Origin of the sequence: Cohnella phaseoli, from assembly GCF_003386235.1 — a bacterium.
Lineage (GTDB): Bacteria > Bacillota > Bacilli > Paenibacillales > Paenibacillaceae > Cohnella > Cohnella phaseoli.
Genome location: NZ_QRDZ01000039.1, coordinates 59,266 through 75,692, shown reverse-complemented (window position 1 = coordinate 75,692; position 16,427 = coordinate 59,266). Strand labels below are relative to the sequence as shown.

The following is a 16,427-nucleotide window of genomic DNA, read 5'->3' as shown; positions in this document are numbered from 1 at the left end:
TTACCCGCCATGGACGACAATGAATCCGATACGTCCGATTGTTTCGGAAGCAGGGGAGACGTTTAACGAATAGTAACGACGGATGTCGACGGAGGAGATAAAATATGGGAAATCAAGAGATTTTGGCAATGAGCGCCGCGATTGCGGCAGTGGCTTTTGTTTTTCTATGTGGGTTTCTGATAGCGCTGCTTAGAACTGCCAGGCAATCTCTTCTAGCCGCCGAGTCTACACTGAAGGAAGTTAAACAAACGGTAGAGGAGCTGCGGGGAGAGGTTGGAAAGCTGGCCTCCAGCGTGAACGACGCCGCCTTTGATGTGAAAGGCAAGCTGCAGTCGACCGATCCGTTTTTTGCGGCGATTCAGGATGTCGGAGCGATACTGAGCGATGTCACCGGAACGGCCCGCAAGGCGGCCCGGAAATGGACCGATAGATTTCAGAAGCAAGCGGAGTCGGCCCAGGAGCACGCCGCCGAATCGACGCCGCCGCAGTGGCTGAAATGGGCGGCGATCGGCTCGCGACTTGCGATCGGATTAAAGAAAGGCAAGGATTATCGGGCTAAACGGCCGTATCCGCAGGCGAAGGAGGGATACTGAATGTGGTTCTCCTGGCTGCTTTTGTTTTCACTGATGGGAAATGGAGGGGCAGCGTCTTATTCGACCGCTTCGGCGGCCGTCGCCGCTGTTCCTCAATGGGATTTGGACGGAGTCTCGCTTGGAGACACGGAGAGCGAGGTTATTGCTGCGTGGGGCAAGCCCAATGCCGTCGAAACCGATGAATGGTATCCCGATTGCGTCATATGGAGCTATATGGGCGGCAGAAACGCCGGGCTGTGCGACGGAGAAGTCAGCTTTGTGCAAGTGACTTCGCGTGCCGACAAGGTCAATCTGAACGGGCGCGAGCTGGCGATGTCCGGGCCGGATTTGCGCCGCGCGCTCGGAAATCCGGAGTTTGAGGCGGAAGACGGCTGGGGCGTGATCCACGGCCCCGAAGCGCTTAAAGTGTTCGTTGACGAGAGAGGAAAGCTCGTCTCGCTCGACCTTTTCGGTTCCGAATTCTGACCTCGCGCGCCAGCTTCGTCCCGATTTGCGTTTTTTCGAACAATGTTGACAAACTTCTGTTTCATATAAATAGAGCCTGGTTAAATGAGAAGTATAGGTTGAACCGATGCAATGAACATTCGATTCTTGGGTTCACCTAAAGAGACAGAGAAAAAAAGGAGGAGAGCAGAATGAAAGCCTATGCTAAACTAGTAAACAACGGATTGGAAGCCGTCGGAGTGGTGAACGATCTGCATCGCCAAGGGTACGGAGAGAAGGAAATCTATGTGCTGGCGCACGAGACCGAGAGGACGAGCCATCTGGCCGACGCCTTCGACACGAACACGGTGGGTATAGCCGAAGAAGGAATGTTCGACGCGATGGCGAATTTATTCCGCAGCCGGGGAGACGCTCTCCGCAGCAAGATCGAATCGATGGGCTTCAGTTCGTCGGAAGCGAACATGTATGAGTCCGAATTGGACAAAGGCAAAGTTCTGATCATGGCTCGCCATTAAGTCCGGAGCCGAATGACGCTATCTCGTAAGCGATCCGGGTTGAACTAGAAGATTATCGATTAAAGGTTAGAGTGCATGTATCTCCTTGGAGACTGCCTCATACGGTCCTAAAATTCCCGCTTAGCGGGTTTACCCCTTCAGGATTTCAGGACCGTATAGCAGCGTAAGGAGATATATGCACTATTCTTCCTTTATCGATAATTTATAACCGGGTTTACGGGACGGCGTGATTTGGTTGCATAGCAGCCAGCCATTTTATTCGACATTGGTCAAGGAGACAGAGAAGATGACCGTATTGATCGTAGACGATAATGCCATGAATGTGCTTGTTATTGAAGAGATGCTGAAACGGGCCGGATACGTCGATTTCCAATCGGCCCAGTCGGCGGAAGAAATGTTCGCCTTGCTTGCCGGAGAAGGCGATGTTAATGGAAACGCCCCCCTTCTCGGGCGGGTCGATCTCATTTTACTCGATGTGATGATGCCGATGATGGACGGGATTGAAGCTTGCCGAAGATTGCAGGCGGACGCCCGCTACAAAGATATTCCGGTCATAATGGTTACGGCGGTCGGAGATTCCCGTAAGCTGGCCGAGGCGCTTGATGCGGGCGCAAGCGATTTCGTGACGAAGCCGATCAATAAAATCGAGCTGCTCGCACGAATTCGCTCTGCGCTTAAGTTGAAGCGGGAGCTGGATTGGCACAAGGAGCGAGACGCACGGCTTCGGGAGGAGCTGCTGCTCGCGCGGCAAGTTCAGGAATCGGTGCTGCCGGATGAGGTAGACGATTCCCGCGTACGCATTCGCGCTTATTATCAGGCTTCAGAGGAGCTGGCCGGCGATTTGTACGCCTGGCACAGAATCGACGACAACCGCTGGGCGATCGCCGTCATCGATACGATGGGACACGGCATATCCTCCTCGCTTATGAGCATGTTTATCGCTTCGATTCTCAAAGAGGCGATCGGCACGCTATGGTCGCCGGAGAGGGTGTTCAAGGAGCTGAATCGTCGGTTGACCGGGCTGCAATGGGAAAACGAGCTTATTCATTATTATTGCACCGGCATTTATGCAACGCTCGACCTGGAAAGGCGGAGGCTCGATTACATCAATGCGGGCCACCCTCCGGGTTATCTTTTTGGTGCCAAGGGAGAGCGTCCGGAGGAGCTGTCGGTAAGCTGTCCCCCATTGGGGCTATTCGACAAGCTGGAGCTGGCTTCCCGAAGTATCCCTCTATCTTCGGAAGGAGAGCTCATCCTGTTCACCGACGGGATTTTCGGATTGTTCGAGGGACCTGACGAAGCCCGACTCGCCCAGTTGGCCGATTATTTGCAAGTCCGCGGCAGCGATGCCGATCTGGAACGGCTCGTTCGCAGCGCTCCGTCGGACGGTCGTTCGGACGATCGCTGCGTAGTCAAAGCCGAGATTCGCCTTGGAGGAGCTCCTGTATGAAAATCAAAACGAAGTTGGGCATCGGCTATGCTATGCTGCTGCTGTTGTTTGCCGGAGTTACCTCTTTCGGTTATTTGCAGCTCGGCCACATGAGCCGGTCCATGGATCATTTTTACGAAAACCGGTTCGAGAAAGTCCAGATCGCGCTTTCGCTGCGGGGAGAGGTGAATGCCTCCGGCCGCCTTATGAACGACATTATGATCGGAGAGCTGAACCCGGAGCGGGCGGTTGAGGACATTTCAAGAAGATTGGAGAGCGCGGAACGGCAATATCGGACCTTGGCCAATATGTCGCTCGGGGCGGCCGAATTGGATCTGATCAGTCGGATCGACCAATTGACAGCCAGCTACGGCTCGTCTGTTCGGGCATTCGTCGATAATATCGGCGAAGGCAAAATCGAGGAGGCGAAGGCGCTATACGCCGGCAGCTTGCGCAATCAGCAGCGCGAGGTCATCGACAACGTGGACGTGCTCGTATCCGTTCAGGAGAACGCGCTGAAGGAAGAGATGGCGGACGCCAAGGAAACCTACAACTGGTCCGTCAGCATGGTCGCCCTATTGACGGTTATCGGTCTGCTGCTTGGTCTTGGCGTCGTGATGTGGGTGTTCCCAAGCATTAACCAGGGGTTGAATCTGCTGGGCCGGATGGCCGATCGGTTCGCGAGGGGACGGTTGGGAAGCTTCTCCCGCATTGAAGTCAAATCCAAGGACGAACTTGGAGAACTGGCTCAGATATTCAAGCAAATCGCGCTTGATCTTCAGGAGAAGAACGAACGGGAGGCTAGAGTAGCGGCAGTACAGAAAAGACAGGCCCGGGTAAACGAGCAGCTCGCCCAGGTGACGGAGCTGCTGCAGGAAGGCACGGATATGAGCAATGTCGCCCAAGCGTTTATCTCCGAATTCGCTCCGGTGCTCGGCGCGGCGCATGGGCTGATCTATTTGTCCGATCCAAGCCGGGAAGATGCTGCGATGCAATTGGCCGGCTCGTACGCGATGATGAAGGACTGCGAAGTGGAAGGCGTGCGCGTTCCGACGGTGATCCGCTCCGGCGAAGGATTGGCCGGGCAATGCTTGCGCGACGCCAAGCCGATTGCTCTCGATGAAGTGCCGTCCGGCTATTTCAAGATCGGTTCGGGGCTGGGCGCGATCGCGCCGGGCAGTCTGATCGTACAGCCGATTCTGTATGACGGCGCGGTGCTCGGCGTGCTTGAGCTGGCGACGTTGACGGCCTTTAACGCCGAGAACAGGGAGCTGCTCGAGGCGCTGTGCGAGAAGCTGGGGACGATTCTGAACAATATGCGCTCGCGCCAGCGTGTGGAGGAGTTGCTGAAGGAATCGCAAGCGATGACCGAGGAGCTGCAAGTGCAATCGGAGGAGCTGGTCTGCCAGCAGGAAGAGCTGCGGGAGACGAACGACAAGCTGGAGCGTCAGCAGAGCGAGCTTCTCCGATCGGAAGAGCGGCTGCAGCAGCAGCAGGAAGAGCTGGAGTACGCGAACAAGGAGCTGACCGACAAGACGCAGGCGCTGGAGCAGCACGTCGTCCGCATGGAGCAGCAGAACAAGCAAATCGCCAAAGCCAACGAGGAGCTGGAACGCCAGGCGCTGCAGCTCGCGCTGACGAGCAAGTACAAATCCGAATTTTTGGCGAATATGTCCCACGAGCTGCGAACTCCTCTGAACAGCCTGCTCATCCTGTCGGAGTTTCTGGCCGAGAACAAGGAAGGCAACCTGACCGAGAAGCAGCGGGAGTATATGCGAACGATCCATCTGTCGGGGAACGATTTGCTCAAGATGATCGACGAAATTTTGGACCTGTCCAAGATCGATGCGGGCAAAATGGACATTCATCCCGAGTGGACGGTGCTCGAAGAACTGTTGGCGTTCCTGGATCATCTGTACATGCCGCTCGCGGAATCGAAGCGGCTGGCGCTCCAGATTGTCCGCGAGGACGAAATTCCGGATTCGATTCGGACGGACGGGCACAGGCTGAAGCAGATTATGCGAAACCTGCTGTCCAATGCGCTCAAATTTACGGATGAAGGAACCGTCACGCTGACGATGCGCAGGCCGCATCCGCACGAGATGGATGCGTCCAGAAGCTTGGAAGGCGCCGGCTATATCGCATTGGCGGTCGCGGATACGGGAATCGGAATTGCCCGAGACAAGAGCGAGCTGATCTTCGAAGCGTTCCGCCAAGCGGACGGAACGACGAGCCGCAAGTACGGAGGCACCGGCCTGGGGCTGACGATCAGCCGCGAGCTGGCGCATCTGCTCGGAGGCTGGATTCATCTGGAGAGCGAGCCGGGCAAAGGCAGTCTGTTCACGCTCATACTGCCCGAGCATCTTGCGGACCCTCAGACAGAGGGCGATGCGGAAGGCGAAGCTTATGCGGAACCGCTGGCAGCCGGATTTGCCGCAGATTATGCGGCTGCGGCGGCAGAGCTTCTGTCCGCGGCGGAGTCGGAGACCAGGCTGGAAGACGATCGGGAATCGCTTCAGCCCGACGATAAGGTGCTGCTTGTGATTGAAGACGACACAAGCTTCGCTAAGGTACTGCTCGAGATGGCCCGAGCGAGGGGCTTCAAGGCAATCGTTGAAACGCAAGGAGACGCGGGGCTCAAAGCGGCCAAATCGATCAAGCCAGACGCGATTTTGCTCGATATTCAACTGCCGGTTACGGACGGCTGGTCGATTCTGAATGCACTGAAGAGCGATCCGGCGACGCGGCATATTCCGGTTCACGTCATCTCCGTGACGGAGCAATCCTCTCACGGGCTGCGAATGGGGGCGATCGATCATTTGCAGAAGCCGGCTACGGCCGAGCAGCTGGAGCATGCGTTCGAGAGCATCGGCAACGTGCTGGAACGCAAGCCGAAACGATTGCTGCTCGTCGAACGGGACGAGGAGGCGCGGCGGAGCTTGTCCGAGCTAATCGTTCACGACGATGTTCGCGTCGTAGCGGTAGGAGATGCGGACAGCGCCTGGGAGCGTCTGCAGGCCGAGACATTCGACTGCATCGTGCTGGATTCCGGCTTGCCGGACGGCGCCGGCGTCGAACTGCTCAAGCGAATGCGGCAATCGACCGAATTGCTGAAAATTCCGGTGATCGTCCATTCGGAAGGGAAGGACGATGAAGCGACGCTGCGAAAAATGAAGTTTTACGCCGACCCGCTCGTACTGAAGAACGTCAAGTCGCCGGAGCGACTGCTGGAGGAGACGACGCTATTCCTGCATCGGGTCGAGGCCGACCTGCCGGAGGACAAGCGGAAGCTGCTCAGCAAGCTGCATCAGCGGGAAGAGGCGTTCGAGGGCAAGACGATTCTGCTCGTCGACGACGACGTTCGCAACGTCTTCGCCTTGTCCGGCGTGCTTGAGCATCGCGGCATGAAGGTGCTGTATGCGGAGAATGGCCGCGAAGCGCTCGCCAAGCTGGACGCGGAACCGGACATCGATCTGGTGCTGATGGACATTATGATGCCGGAAATGGACGGCTACGAAGCGATGAGACGCATCCGCGGCAATCCGGAGCGCAGCCAGCTTCCGGTTATCGCGCTGACCGCCAAGGCGATGAAGGACGACCGTAACAAGTGTATTGAAGCCGGAGCGTCGGACTATATTACGAAGCCGGTTAATACGGACCAGCTTCTATCCTTAATGAGAGTGTGGTTGTATCGATGAAAGAAGCGGAAGAGCGGGACGCCGAGCTGGAGAAGATCGAGACCGCGCTGCTGCTGGAGGGAATCTATCAAAGGTACGGCTACGATTTTCGCGACTATTCTTCTTCGTCCGTAGGCCGCCGGATTCGGCATCGGATGCGGTTGGAAGGCCTTGACGACATTTCATCCTTGCTTAGAAACGTTCTGCATGATTCCGACGCTTTCCGGCGGCTGCTCGGCGACCTGATCATTCCGGTGACCGAGCTGTTCCGGGATCCGGAGATGTTCCTGGCTTTCCGGCGCAATGTAGCTCCGGAGCTGCGCAAGCTGCCGTTCGTACGCATCTGGCATGCCGGGTGCTCGACGGGGGAGGAAGTATATTCTCTGGTCGTCCTGCTTCATGAGGAGGGGCTGCTCGACAAGTCGCGAATTTACGCGACGGACATCAGCGAAGAGGCTTTGCAGAGGGCGCGCGACGGCATTCTTCCGATCGACCGCATGCAGCAGTATACGCGAAACTATCAGGCTGCGGGAGGCACAGGGGAATTTTCCAGCTACTACGCATCGGAACGCGGCATTGTAATGCTGAAACCGTTTCTGCGGGAGAGAATCGTGTTTGCCCGCCACAATCTGGCGACGGACAGCTCGTTTAACGAATTTCACGTTGTGTTCTGCCGCAATGTGATGATCTATTTCAACTCGGAGCTGTCGAACCGGGTTCACGGCCTGTTCTACGACAGCTTGGCTGCCGGCGGATTTCTCGTTCTGGGTGGGAGGGAGTCGTTAGCGTTCACTCCGATCGAGGACCGGTACGAAACCTGGAACGATACTCACCGAATTTATCGTAAAATTCTCTAATCGTGCAAATTCTGAACAACCTTTAAAAAGAAGGAGGAGGCAGAGTGCCTGAAAGACATCCTGTGTCGCTGCTGATCGTGGACGACCATATCGAAAATTTGCTCGCCATGGAAGCGACGCTGGGCGGAGAAGGCTATCGGCTCGTGCGCGCCCAATCCGGCGAAGAAGCGCTGCGCCATCTGTTGCGCGAAGATTTCGCGGTCATCGTGATGGACGTTCAGATGCCGGGAATGGACGGCTTCGAGACGGCCAGACTGATCAAAGCGAGGGACAGATCGAAGCATATTCCGATCTTGTTTATTACCGCCACAAGCAAAGAAATCGTTCATCAATTCGAAGGCTATTCGACCGGAGCGATCGATTATCTGATCAAGCCGGTCACGGCTTCGATCGTCAAGGCAAAAATCGGCGCGCTGGTGCGGCTGTATCGAAGCAACCGGGAATTGGAGCGCCAGCGTACCGAGCTGCATAAGCGGACGGAGGAGCTTGAGGCGGTCAATCGGGAAATGCTGAGAGTTACGTACAGCTTGTCGACCGAGGAAGCGAAATCCCGGATGATCTTCGATACGTCCATCGACGGGATGTTCACGTTCGACGACACCGGAACGGTTCAGTCGGCGAACCCCGCGATGGGCAGATTGTTCGGCTATCCGGCTACCCGGATGATCGGGTTTCGCGCGGAGGATCTGCTGCCCAGGTTCGCGGAGATGCAGAGACCTGCCTCCGAAGAAGACGGCGCCGGGTATTTGACCGGCGTTGTCAGGGAGATGCCCGCCGTACGCAGCACTGGAGTTGCTTTCGAAGCCGAAATTCAACTGGGAGAAGCCGTCATTAACCAGCAGCGACTTTTCGCTTGCACGGTGAGGGACATTACGGAGCGGAAGGGAACGCTGCGCCAACTTACCGAGGCGAAAAATATCGCCGAAAGGGCGTCGCGGGCCAAAAGCGAGTTTCTCGCGATGATGAGCCACGAGATGCGTACCCCGTTAAACGCGCTGCTAGGTGTCGCCGACCTGCTGATGGATTTTCCTTTTGACGAACGCCACAAGGCTTTCCCCCGTGCGATTAAGGACAATGCGGATCGTCTGCTGACGATTGTGAACGATCTGTTGGAATACACCCGCCTGGAATCCGGTAAAGAAGAGTTCGACAGCCAGCCGTTCTCCGTCTCCGATACGATCGGACAGATCGTCGCCGATTACTCGGAGGAGGCCGACAGGAAATCGCTGTTGCTCAACTTAGCCGTCGATTCTCTCGTCCCCCAATACGTTAGAGGAGATCCCGCAAAATATGCCGAGATCGTCCGCCGACTCGTAGACAACGCAATCAAGTTCACGGAGAAAGGTCGCATAGATGTGTTCATCGGCGTGGACAACGTCGAGCGCCAGGAGGCGGAGCCGATTCGGTTGTCGGTCGCGGTCGAGGATACCGGCATCGGTATTCCGGAGGACCAGCTCGAACGGCTGTTTCTTCCGTTCTCTCAAATCGATTCCTCGCTTGCCCGCCAGTTCGAAGGGTTGGGCTTGGGGCTGGCGATGTGCCAATCGCTGGCAAAGGCGATGGGAGGCGAGATACGTCTGGAAGCGAAGGAAGGAGCGGGCTCGCGCTTCGTGTGCGTCGTTGCCGTCGAGCCCTTCTACTCCGCTGTCTGAGCGGAGGGAGCACGGTATGCGCATAGTCCAAAGCAGCCCTTCGGCACTCCGCTCTTCGTCGCGGAAGTCGTGCAAGGGCTGTTTGGGCATGCGTCAAGGTTCATTCCGCGGCTACAGCGCGATCCGGCTTGACGATAGGAGCGACAGCGTTCGGGATGCCGAGAATCCGATCGCGAATAATCTCGGCCGCCAAACAACTGTAGATGGTGCCGTTGCCGCCGTACCCGAGGCAATAATGTTGGCCGGGACGATCCGGGTCTTCCCCGATCCAGGGAAGTCCGTCAGCCGATTCTCCGAACGTTGCGTTCCACTCGTAGCGAATTTCCGGAGAATAGGCCGGGAACAACCGGCGCAGCTCGGCCAGCAGCCTCATGGAGTGCGCGCGCAACTCCTGCTTGGACGACACCGGCTGCCGCAAGTTTTCATCCAACCCTCCTATGATAATGCGATTGTCGTTCGTCGTTCTGAGGTACAGATAAGGCCTCGCAGTTTCCCACAACAGAAAGCGCTCGTGCCACTCGGCCAGAGACGGAAGCGGGTCCGTGACGATGGCGTACGAGCGATGCAGCTTCGTCTTGGGCCAGCGTCCTCCGGCGGCTTCGGGGGTGTATCCGACGGCGTATACGACATGCTCGGCTTCAATGCGGCCGGCGCTGGTAAAAATTGTATAGCCGTCGCCGTTGGGCTCTACGCGCAGCATTTTCGTCCCCTCGTAGATTTCGAGGCCGCGCTTGACCGCTTCTTCGGCCATCGCATGGACGAACAAGTAAGGGTTCACCTCGGCATCGCCGCGGGTGACGATTGCGGCGGAGCGACGAAACGAAAAATGCTCCGCGATTTGCTCCTCCTCCCACCAATCCGCGGCGAAGCCGTGTTTGACCAGCGTGTTGTATTCTTTTCGCAACGTTGCTTTATCCCGAGGAGAGGAAGCATAGTACAAGCTGCTCCGTCTTTTGAATTCCGTGCCTCTCGGGAGGCTCTCGGCGATGTCGCACAGCTTCTCGGACGCATGCTTGCACGCCCGGTAGAAGAGCGCCGCATCCGTCTCGCCGATCGTACGGATAAGCTCGCTTAGCATTTTATCATTGCTGTATTGAAGCAGGCCGGTATTGGCGGAAGTGCTTCCGGTTCCGATTCGTTGCTGTTCGATCAGGACTGTGTCGATTCCGCTCGAGCTTAGCTCAAATCCGCAGATGATTCCGGACACGCCCCCGCCAATGACAACGACGCTTTTGCTGAGACGGCCGCTCAATTCGGGATAGTTGACAGGCTCCCGATACGAATTCGGCCAAAATAACGACCCGAAATGCAAGGACATATTTCTTTCCTCCGATCCCGATTAGGGCGTGTCTGAATACTCCGAGGGGGCGAAAAGGCGGTGATAGATGCCCCTGAGCGGGTTTTCAGACTCGCCCTAGGTTCCCGCATCTTTTTTTTGTTATTCAATGTGTTTCAATCAAGGTAAAAACGGGTTATAACAAGATTGGAGAGCTCATTTCTTTAAAGATTACCCAAATGAAGCGGAGTATGACGCATCGGCTTCATGCGGGCACAGACGAGAGGAGACGACATGGCCATGGATAAATTGACGCTTCGCGCGGAGCAAGCGGACGATCGAGCGGTTTTGCACGTTGGGGGAGAGTTCGATCTGGAGGTGGCCGGCCAAGTGCGCGCCGCTCTTCAGCCGCTCATCGAGCAGGCGAATCGCCCGGTAGCGATCGATCTGCGGGAATTGACTTACATAGACAGCACGGGAATCGGAATTCTGATATCCGCAGCCAAAGCGCTTCACGCGCGAGGCATTCCCTTCGGCGTCGAACAGGCGCCTTCCCATATACGCAAGCTGTTTGATATGACGGGAATTACGCCGTTTCTTATTAAGTCGGAGTCGGCAAAATGAATTCGCGGAGAGGAGCGAGGAGAGACTTCATGACAACGGACAGAGAAATTAAGTTAACCCTTCCTGCATTGCCGGAGTATGTCGATCTGGTCAGGCTGACGTTGTACGGAATTGCGAGCAAACTGAAGTTTTCGTTCGAGGAGATCGAAGACATGAAGGTTGCCGTATCCGAAGCCTGCAATAATGCGGTTTTGCACGCCTACGGAGAGGCTGGAGGAAGGCTGGAAGTGACGTTTGCGACGAAAGAGGACGAATTGGTCATTACGGTAAGAGATTACGGCAGCAGCTTTACAGTAGAAGAAAACAAGGAAGCGCCTGTGGAACAGGGGAAGGCGATCGAAGACATCCGGTCGGGCGGATTGGGCCTTTACCTGATGCAGGCGCTGATGGATCGCGTGGACGTCGTACAAGACGGCGGGACCGCGGTTACGTTAGCGAAGAAAAGGCAGACGACAGAAGAGGCTGTATGAGTCTATCCTCTTCCGAGCGTCTGCCCGACGACGCAATGGCGATTCTGCTTGAATATCAGCGCACGGAATGCGCCAAGAAGGCCGAATGGCTGATTAAGCACTACGAGCCGATGGTCAAGGTGGCGGCGAACAAAATGTCGCGCAATCGGCCCGATCTGGCCGAGGATTTGTTTCAGATCGGGCAGCTGGCGCTGTTCAGATTGCTGACGCAATTCGATCCCGGTTTGGGCATGCCCTTCGAGCCTTATGCGATGAAAAGCATGATCGGCCATATGAAAAATTATTTGCGCGACAAGTCCTGGTACATTCAAGTGCCGAGAAGGATCAAGGAAATGAGCCTGGTTGTCCAGCATGCGATCGACGAGCTGACAAGCAAGCTTGAGCGCTCTCCGAACATCGAGGAGATCGCCGGTCATCTGGACATTGGAGTCGAGGAGACGACCGAAATATTGGCCGGACGGGAGCTGTACCATTACACCTCGTTGGACACTCCGACGACGGACGACGACAACCCTGCGATGCTGGGAGATTTGATCGGAGCGCCGTCGGACGATTTTGCCAATGTGGAAAGTCGGCTGGACCTGCAGGAGGCTTTAGAGAAGCTGCATCCGGAGGAGAGCAAGGTGCTGCGTCTCGTGTTTGTAACCGGGCTGTCGCAGAGGGCGATCGCCGACGAACTGGGCGTGTCGCAGATGAGCATCTCGCGCATTCAGAAGCGGGCTCTCGATAAGCTCCGGAAACTGATCAAGCCGCCGGAATAATCGACTTGTACCCCGACTGTTTCAGCTTCTCCCGATGCGTGTAATTAGCTATATCGGAAGCGATAAGCCTTCCGCAAAGGAGATGGTGACCATGACAGTCCAATATCAAATTGAATTTTTCGAGAGCGACGTATTCGTAGTGGAGAAGAGCGATGCCTTCCATTTGACGATTTGCTCCCGCGTTAACCCGCTTGGTTTCGGAAATCAATTGGCGATATACACGACAAAGGGACAAGCCATCGATGCGGCGGAGAAGTTCTGCAAAATGTATGCGCTTGCCAAGCAGTACGGCTATCATCTCAAGGATTCCTATCTTATGAAAGAGGGCTGCGAGGCGCTATTTGTTCCCGCACTGCTCGAAAACGAGCCGAACGAAGCCACGCTGCAAGCCAAGCTTGAAGCGTTGGCGAATGAGCGAAGAGAAGCATTTGGATAAGGAAGCGAGTGGTGTGCAGGAGGATCTCGATTAAGAAGGTTCGAACCTAACAAAGACTCCCCTCGCGGCTGACGGGCATGAAATCAAGCCTATCGCCGCGAGGGGAGTTTTATCATACAAGATAATCGATAGCCTCATTATTTCTGAAGCCTCATTATTTCCGAGTTTCCTGCTGGATCGGGTCGTTCACATAGCCTTCTTCCTCGAGCTCCTGCTCTGTCTTCATTCGCTTCATATCCTCGCCGAGCCGTTTCATATCGTCGAAATCCTGAACCATGGAGCCGTTCTCGGCGGTTTCCAGCGAGCGTTTGCGAATGGGTGCGGAAAGTCTCCGGTCGCTTGCGTTAGGGTTATATTTCATCGTTCATCTCCTCCAATGAGTAAGAACTAAGCCGGCCCCGAACAATATGAACGGGAGCCGGCTGCGTATAAGGGCGAACGTCGGTCAATTATTTGGCTTCGCGGATTTCGTCTTTGACGGTGGTCAGGACGGAACGGGTTTTGTCGGCGATTTCCGCCGTCTTCTCTCCGACCTGCTGGGCGACTTCCATCGTTTTGTCGCCAACGTCGGCAACAAACTGCTTGGTACGGCTCTGCAGCGAAGCGCAGCGCTCGCGGATATCTCCTCGTAGCTCTTTGCCTGACTTGGGGGCCAGCAGAAGCGCGGCGGCTGCCCCGATTATTCCGCCTATCACAGCGCTTTTGATCGCTTTGTTCGTTTCGGTCATCGTGCATTCCTCCTTGGTTTAGCAATAACGTGCTTATTTTGAATTACCCGATTTGGGGAAAATGAATCGCGCTCTTTCCAGAGAGCGGCGGTTCGTCTACAATAGGGACAGGAAAAAACTGTGGCAGAAAGTCGAAAGCGAGGACGGAAATGGACTATCAAGAGACTGCTCGATCCGCTCCGGTGCACTGGGGCAGATCGACTTCCTATCACCGCGAGGATCGGCGGTGGACGCCGCTCGATCTTATACTGGTTGTGCTTTTAACCGTGATTTCAGCGATTATGACCTTCACCGACTTGGGCAATCGAACCGCCCCTCAGACGTTCTGGATGCCGGGCAAGGCGGGGGACAATTTTACCGTCGACTTCGGTGAGGTCAGGACGGTCGACAGGCTGAATTTGTACGAAGGACCCGGAGCCAAGGGCGAAACGAACGTCGAATGGTCGTTGGACGGACAAAAATGGGAATCCTATGCGAAGGTCGAGCATAAGACCAATCGCGTATTTACGTGGAAGGCGGAGGACAAGACGGTAGAGGCGCGTTATATGAGGTTTACGACCGAGCGTATCGGCTATCGTCTCTATGAAGCGGCTTTTTTCACCAAGGGCGTCGATTCCATACCGATTCCGATCATGAACATTGAATCCGGAAGCGATAATTCGCCGTCTGCTCAGGGCAGCGTGCAAGAGGTGTTCGACGAGCAGCAATGGGCGCCTTATCGATACGATTATCGCAACAGCATGTATTTCGACGAGATTTACCACGGTCGCACTGCTTACGAATTCATAGAGGTGATGGAGCCTTACGAGAATACGCACCCGCCTCTGGGCAAAATCATTCTTGAGCTCGGCGTGCGAATGTTCGATATGACGCCGTATGGTTGGCGCTTTATGGCGGGAGTAGTCGGCACGTTGATGGTGCCGCTCTTTTACGCCGTCGCCAAAGGAATGTTCGGACGGACGAGATATGCCTTCCTGGCGGCGCTGCTGCTTGTGCTGGAGGGCTTCCATCTCGTGCATTCCCGCTCGGCCAATGTGGACATTTCGGGCGTGACGTTTACGATTTTGATGTTTTACGGCATGTATCGGTTCGGAGAAACGAAATGGCAGGGCGGCGGCTTTAAGCGAGCGCTCGGTTATTTGGCGCTTAGCGGTTTGTTCTTCGGAGCGGCAGCGGCTGTCAAATGGAACTATTTGTACGGAGGAGCCGGGCTGGCGATTTTACTTGTGCTAGCGCTCTTCCGCCGCTGGCGCGAAGGACGGATGGCCGGGGACTACGATACGGCCAAACGCATCGTGTTGACGCTGATGGCTTGCGTCATTTTCTATGTGGCTGTGCCGGTCGGAGTGTATTCCGCGACTTATGCGCCGTTCATCAAGGCGACGCAGGCCGAAGACAGCTACAAGGATTTGTGGCAGTTCCAGAAAAATATGTACAATTACCATAAAGGCGTCAAGGAAGAGCACCCTTACGCTTCGAAGTGGTACACTTGGCCGTTAATGCTGAGACCGGTCTGGTATTACGGCGGCAAGGATCTTGAGCAAGGGGAAGCCCAGAGCATCGCGGCGATCGGCAATCCGCTCGTCTGGTGGGGAGGACTGGCCGCGCTGCTTGCCTCTTGGTGGCTCGGCTTCCGCCGCAGAGACCGCATCGTGCTGACGCTGGCCGTCGCGTATTTAAGCTTTTACGTCCCGTGGATGATTGCGCCGCGAAGCATTACGTTCCTGTATCATTATTTTCCGATGGTGCCGCTTCTGATCTTGTCCATTGTCTGGATGCTTCGCTGGTTCGAAGAGCGCAGCTATCGAGGAAGCAGAGTGACGCTGGCGGTCGTGATTGCGGCGACGGGGTTGTTCGTTTGGTTCTATCCGGTGTATACGGGTATGACGATCAGCCGGGAATGGATGAACGTGATGATACGCTGGCTGCCAAGCTGGGGCTTCTAAATGAAGGGAGATTCACTCGTGCAGAAGGGCTGTTTTCTGTCGGTCGTCGTGCCGATGTACAACGAGGAAGAAGTGATCGAGGTTACGTACGGCCGGCTGAGGTCGGTGCTGGACAAGCTCGGGGAGACGTATGAGATCGTGTTCGTGAACGACGGCAGCCGCGACCGCACGGCCGACATCGTGCGTTCCTTGTGCGCCGAGGATCGCCGCGTGAAGCTGGTGGAGTTCTCGCGCAACTTCGGTCATCAGATCGCGGTGACGGCCGGGATGGATCACGCTTCCGGCAGAACGGTCGTACTGATTGACGCGGATCTGCAGGACCCTCCGGAGCTGATCGCCGATATGGTCGCCAAGTGGCGCGAGGGCTACGATGTCGTCTACGGAAGACGGATCGAGCGCAAAGGAGAGTCTCTGTTCAAAAAAATGACGGCAGCAGCCTTCTACCGGCTGCTGCGTTCCATGACTTCGGTGAACATTCCGGTGGATACGGGCGATTTTCGCCTGATGGACCGCAAGGTGTGCGACGCGCTGACCTCGATGCGGGAGCGCAGCCGCTTTATTCGCGGCATGGTCAGTTGGGCCGGATTTAAGCAGACGTCGGTCGACTATGTAAGGGACGAGCGGTTCGCGGGCGAAACGAAATATCCGCTTAAGAAAATGATCCGGCTGTCGCTTGACGCGATGACTTCCTTTTCGACCAAGCCGCTAAAAATTGCCAGCGTGCTCGGCTTCGTGCTTTCGGCCGTCGGCTTCGTCTACTTGTTCGTCGTCCTGTACCAGCGTCTGTTCACGGACACGACGCAGCAGGGCTGGACTTCGATGATCGCCATCAGCCTTCTGTTCCACGGCATTACGCTAATGCTCCTCGGCGTGCTCGGCGAATACATTGGACGTACCTACGAGGAAGCCAAAGGGCGTCCGCTATACCTGGTCGCCGAGGCGGTTAATTTCAAAGAGGAGACGGAAGTGTCGCGAGAGAAAGAAGCCGAACATGCTGTCGGAAAATAAGCGGCTCGCGT

The 16,427-nt window shown here is 56.0% G+C and carries 16 protein-coding genes; 13 read left to right on the top strand and 3 right to left on the bottom strand.

What is annotated here, in order from left to right:
• Positions 1-104: 104 nt before the first annotated feature.
• From DFP98_RS33315 to DFP98_RS33285, 7 genes are all read left to right on the top strand, one after another.
• Positions 105-593 (top strand): DUF948 domain-containing protein, encoded by a 489-nt coding sequence (locus DFP98_RS33315; RefSeq protein ID WP_116064948.1) that lies wholly within the window; start codon positions 105-107, stop codon positions 591-593.
• Complete coding sequence (locus tag DFP98_RS33310) at positions 594-1,058, top strand: hypothetical protein (RefSeq protein ID WP_116064947.1); 465 nt, start codon at positions 594-596, stop codon at positions 1,056-1,058. It abuts the gene before it with no gap.
• Positions 1,059-1,228: 170 nt separating this feature from the next.
• Entirely contained in the window at positions 1,229-1,552 is a 324-nt protein-coding gene (locus DFP98_RS33305) for a YflT domain-containing protein (RefSeq protein WP_116064946.1), read from the top strand.
• Positions 1,553-1,838: 286 nt separating this feature from the next.
• Positions 1,839-3,002 carry a PP2C family protein-serine/threonine phosphatase gene (locus DFP98_RS33300; protein WP_116064945.1) on the top strand — a complete coding sequence of 388 codons (1,164 nt, stop codon included), beginning with the start codon at positions 1,839-1,841 and terminating at the stop codon, positions 3,000-3,002.
• On the top strand, positions 2,999-6,679 hold the full coding sequence (locus DFP98_RS33295; RefSeq protein WP_116064944.1) for a response regulator: 3,681 nt from the start codon (positions 2,999-3,001) through the stop codon (positions 6,677-6,679). Before DFP98_RS33300 ends, DFP98_RS33295 begins: the two co-directional genes overlap by 4 nt.
• Positions 6,676-7,515: a CheR family methyltransferase gene (locus DFP98_RS33290; protein WP_116064943.1), complete on the top strand. Its 840-nt coding sequence runs from the start codon at positions 6,676-6,678 to the stop codon at positions 7,513-7,515. Before DFP98_RS33295 ends, DFP98_RS33290 begins: the two co-directional genes overlap by 4 nt.
• 44 nt (positions 7,516-7,559) lie before the next feature.
• Positions 7,560-9,167, top strand: coding sequence for an ATP-binding protein (locus DFP98_RS33285; protein ID WP_116064942.1), 1,608 nt, complete (start codon positions 7,560-7,562; stop codon positions 9,165-9,167).
• 100 nt (positions 9,168-9,267) lie between these two features.
• Here DFP98_RS33285 and DFP98_RS33280 read toward each other — a convergent pair whose 3' ends face one another.
• Positions 9,268-10,485 (bottom strand): NAD(P)/FAD-dependent oxidoreductase, encoded by a 1,218-nt coding sequence (locus DFP98_RS33280; RefSeq protein WP_116064941.1) that lies wholly within the window; start codon positions 10,483-10,485, stop codon positions 9,268-9,270.
• Positions 10,486-10,743: 258 nt separating this feature from the next.
• On the opposite strand from DFP98_RS33280, the gene DFP98_RS33275 reads away from it, so the two are divergent.
• The 4 genes from DFP98_RS33275 (at position 10,744) to DFP98_RS33260 (ending at position 12,734) form a co-directional block, all read left to right on the top strand.
• Positions 10,744-11,067 (top strand): STAS domain-containing protein, encoded by a 324-nt coding sequence (locus DFP98_RS33275; protein ID WP_246016984.1) that lies wholly within the window; start codon positions 10,744-10,746, stop codon positions 11,065-11,067.
• Between the two features lie 29 nt (positions 11,068-11,096).
• Positions 11,097-11,537 (top strand): anti-sigma B factor RsbW, encoded by a 441-nt coding sequence (rsbW, locus tag DFP98_RS33270; RefSeq protein WP_116064939.1) that lies wholly within the window; start codon positions 11,097-11,099, stop codon positions 11,535-11,537.
• Positions 11,534-12,298: a sigma-70 family RNA polymerase sigma factor gene (locus DFP98_RS33265; protein WP_116064938.1), complete on the top strand. Its 765-nt coding sequence runs from the start codon at positions 11,534-11,536 to the stop codon at positions 12,296-12,298. The genes rsbW and DFP98_RS33265 overlap by 4 nt, the downstream gene beginning before the upstream one ends.
• A 91-nt stretch (positions 12,299-12,389) precedes the next feature.
• A complete protein-coding gene (locus DFP98_RS33260; protein WP_116064937.1) occupies positions 12,390-12,734 on the top strand; it encodes a hypothetical protein in 345 nt (114 codons plus the stop codon).
• Positions 12,735-12,888: 154 nt separating this feature from the next.
• Here DFP98_RS33260 and DFP98_RS33255 read toward each other — a convergent pair whose 3' ends face one another.
• A complete protein-coding gene (locus tag DFP98_RS33255) occupies positions 12,889-13,095 on the bottom strand; it encodes a hypothetical protein (RefSeq protein ID WP_116064936.1) in 207 nt (68 codons plus the stop codon).
• An 88-nt stretch (positions 13,096-13,183) separates the two neighbouring features.
• Positions 13,184-13,462, bottom strand: coding sequence for a YtxH domain-containing protein (locus tag DFP98_RS33250; protein WP_116064935.1), 279 nt, complete (start codon positions 13,460-13,462; stop codon positions 13,184-13,186).
• A 149-nt stretch (positions 13,463-13,611) separates the two neighbouring features.
• Here DFP98_RS33250 and DFP98_RS33245 point away from each other — a divergent pair, with 149 nt between their 5' ends.
• Complete coding sequence (locus DFP98_RS33245; protein ID WP_116064934.1) at positions 13,612-15,408, top strand: phospholipid carrier-dependent glycosyltransferase; 1,797 nt, start codon at positions 13,612-13,614, stop codon at positions 15,406-15,408.
• The gene (locus DFP98_RS33240) at positions 15,409-16,416 is read left to right on the top strand and encodes a glycosyltransferase family 2 protein (protein ID WP_116064933.1); all 1,008 of its coding nucleotides are present in this window, start codon (positions 15,409-15,411) and stop codon (positions 16,414-16,416) included.
• Positions 16,417-16,427: the final 11 nt, after the last annotated feature.

Coding starts and splice junctions, on each gene's coding strand:
- DFP98_RS33280 (WP_116064941.1), bottom strand. CDS start 10,485: ATGTCCTTGCATTTCGGGTCGTTATTTTGGCCGAATTCGTATCGGGAG.
- DFP98_RS33275 (WP_246016984.1), top strand. CDS start 10,744: ATGGATAAATTGACGCTTCGCGCGGAGCAAGCGGACGATCGAGCGGTT.
- DFP98_RS33290 (WP_116064943.1), top strand. CDS start 6,676: ATGAAAGAAGCGGAAGAGCGGGACGCCGAGCTGGAGAAGATCGAGACC.
- DFP98_RS33255 (WP_116064936.1), bottom strand. CDS start 13,095: ATGAAATATAACCCTAACGCAAGCGACCGGAGACTTTCCGCACCCATT.
- DFP98_RS33310 (WP_116064947.1), top strand. CDS start 594: ATGTGGTTCTCCTGGCTGCTTTTGTTTTCACTGATGGGAAATGGAGGG.
- DFP98_RS33240 (WP_116064933.1), top strand. CDS start 15,409: ATGAAGGGAGATTCACTCGTGCAGAAGGGCTGTTTTCTGTCGGTCGTC.
- DFP98_RS33250 (WP_116064935.1), bottom strand. CDS start 13,462: ATGACCGAAACGAACAAAGCGATCAAAAGCGCTGTGATAGGCGGAATA.
- rsbW (WP_116064939.1), top strand. CDS start 11,097: ATGACAACGGACAGAGAAATTAAGTTAACCCTTCCTGCATTGCCGGAG.
- DFP98_RS33300 (WP_116064945.1), top strand. CDS start 1,839: ATGACCGTATTGATCGTAGACGATAATGCCATGAATGTGCTTGTTATT.
- DFP98_RS33295 (WP_116064944.1), top strand. CDS start 2,999: ATGAAAATCAAAACGAAGTTGGGCATCGGCTATGCTATGCTGCTGCTG.
- DFP98_RS33305 (WP_116064946.1), top strand. CDS start 1,229: ATGAAAGCCTATGCTAAACTAGTAAACAACGGATTGGAAGCCGTCGGA.
- DFP98_RS33265 (WP_116064938.1), top strand. CDS start 11,534: ATGAGTCTATCCTCTTCCGAGCGTCTGCCCGACGACGCAATGGCGATT.
- DFP98_RS33315 (WP_116064948.1), top strand. CDS start 105: ATGGGAAATCAAGAGATTTTGGCAATGAGCGCCGCGATTGCGGCAGTG.
- DFP98_RS33245 (WP_116064934.1), top strand. CDS start 13,612: ATGGACTATCAAGAGACTGCTCGATCCGCTCCGGTGCACTGGGGCAGA.
- DFP98_RS33260 (WP_116064937.1), top strand. CDS start 12,390: ATGACAGTCCAATATCAAATTGAATTTTTCGAGAGCGACGTATTCGTA.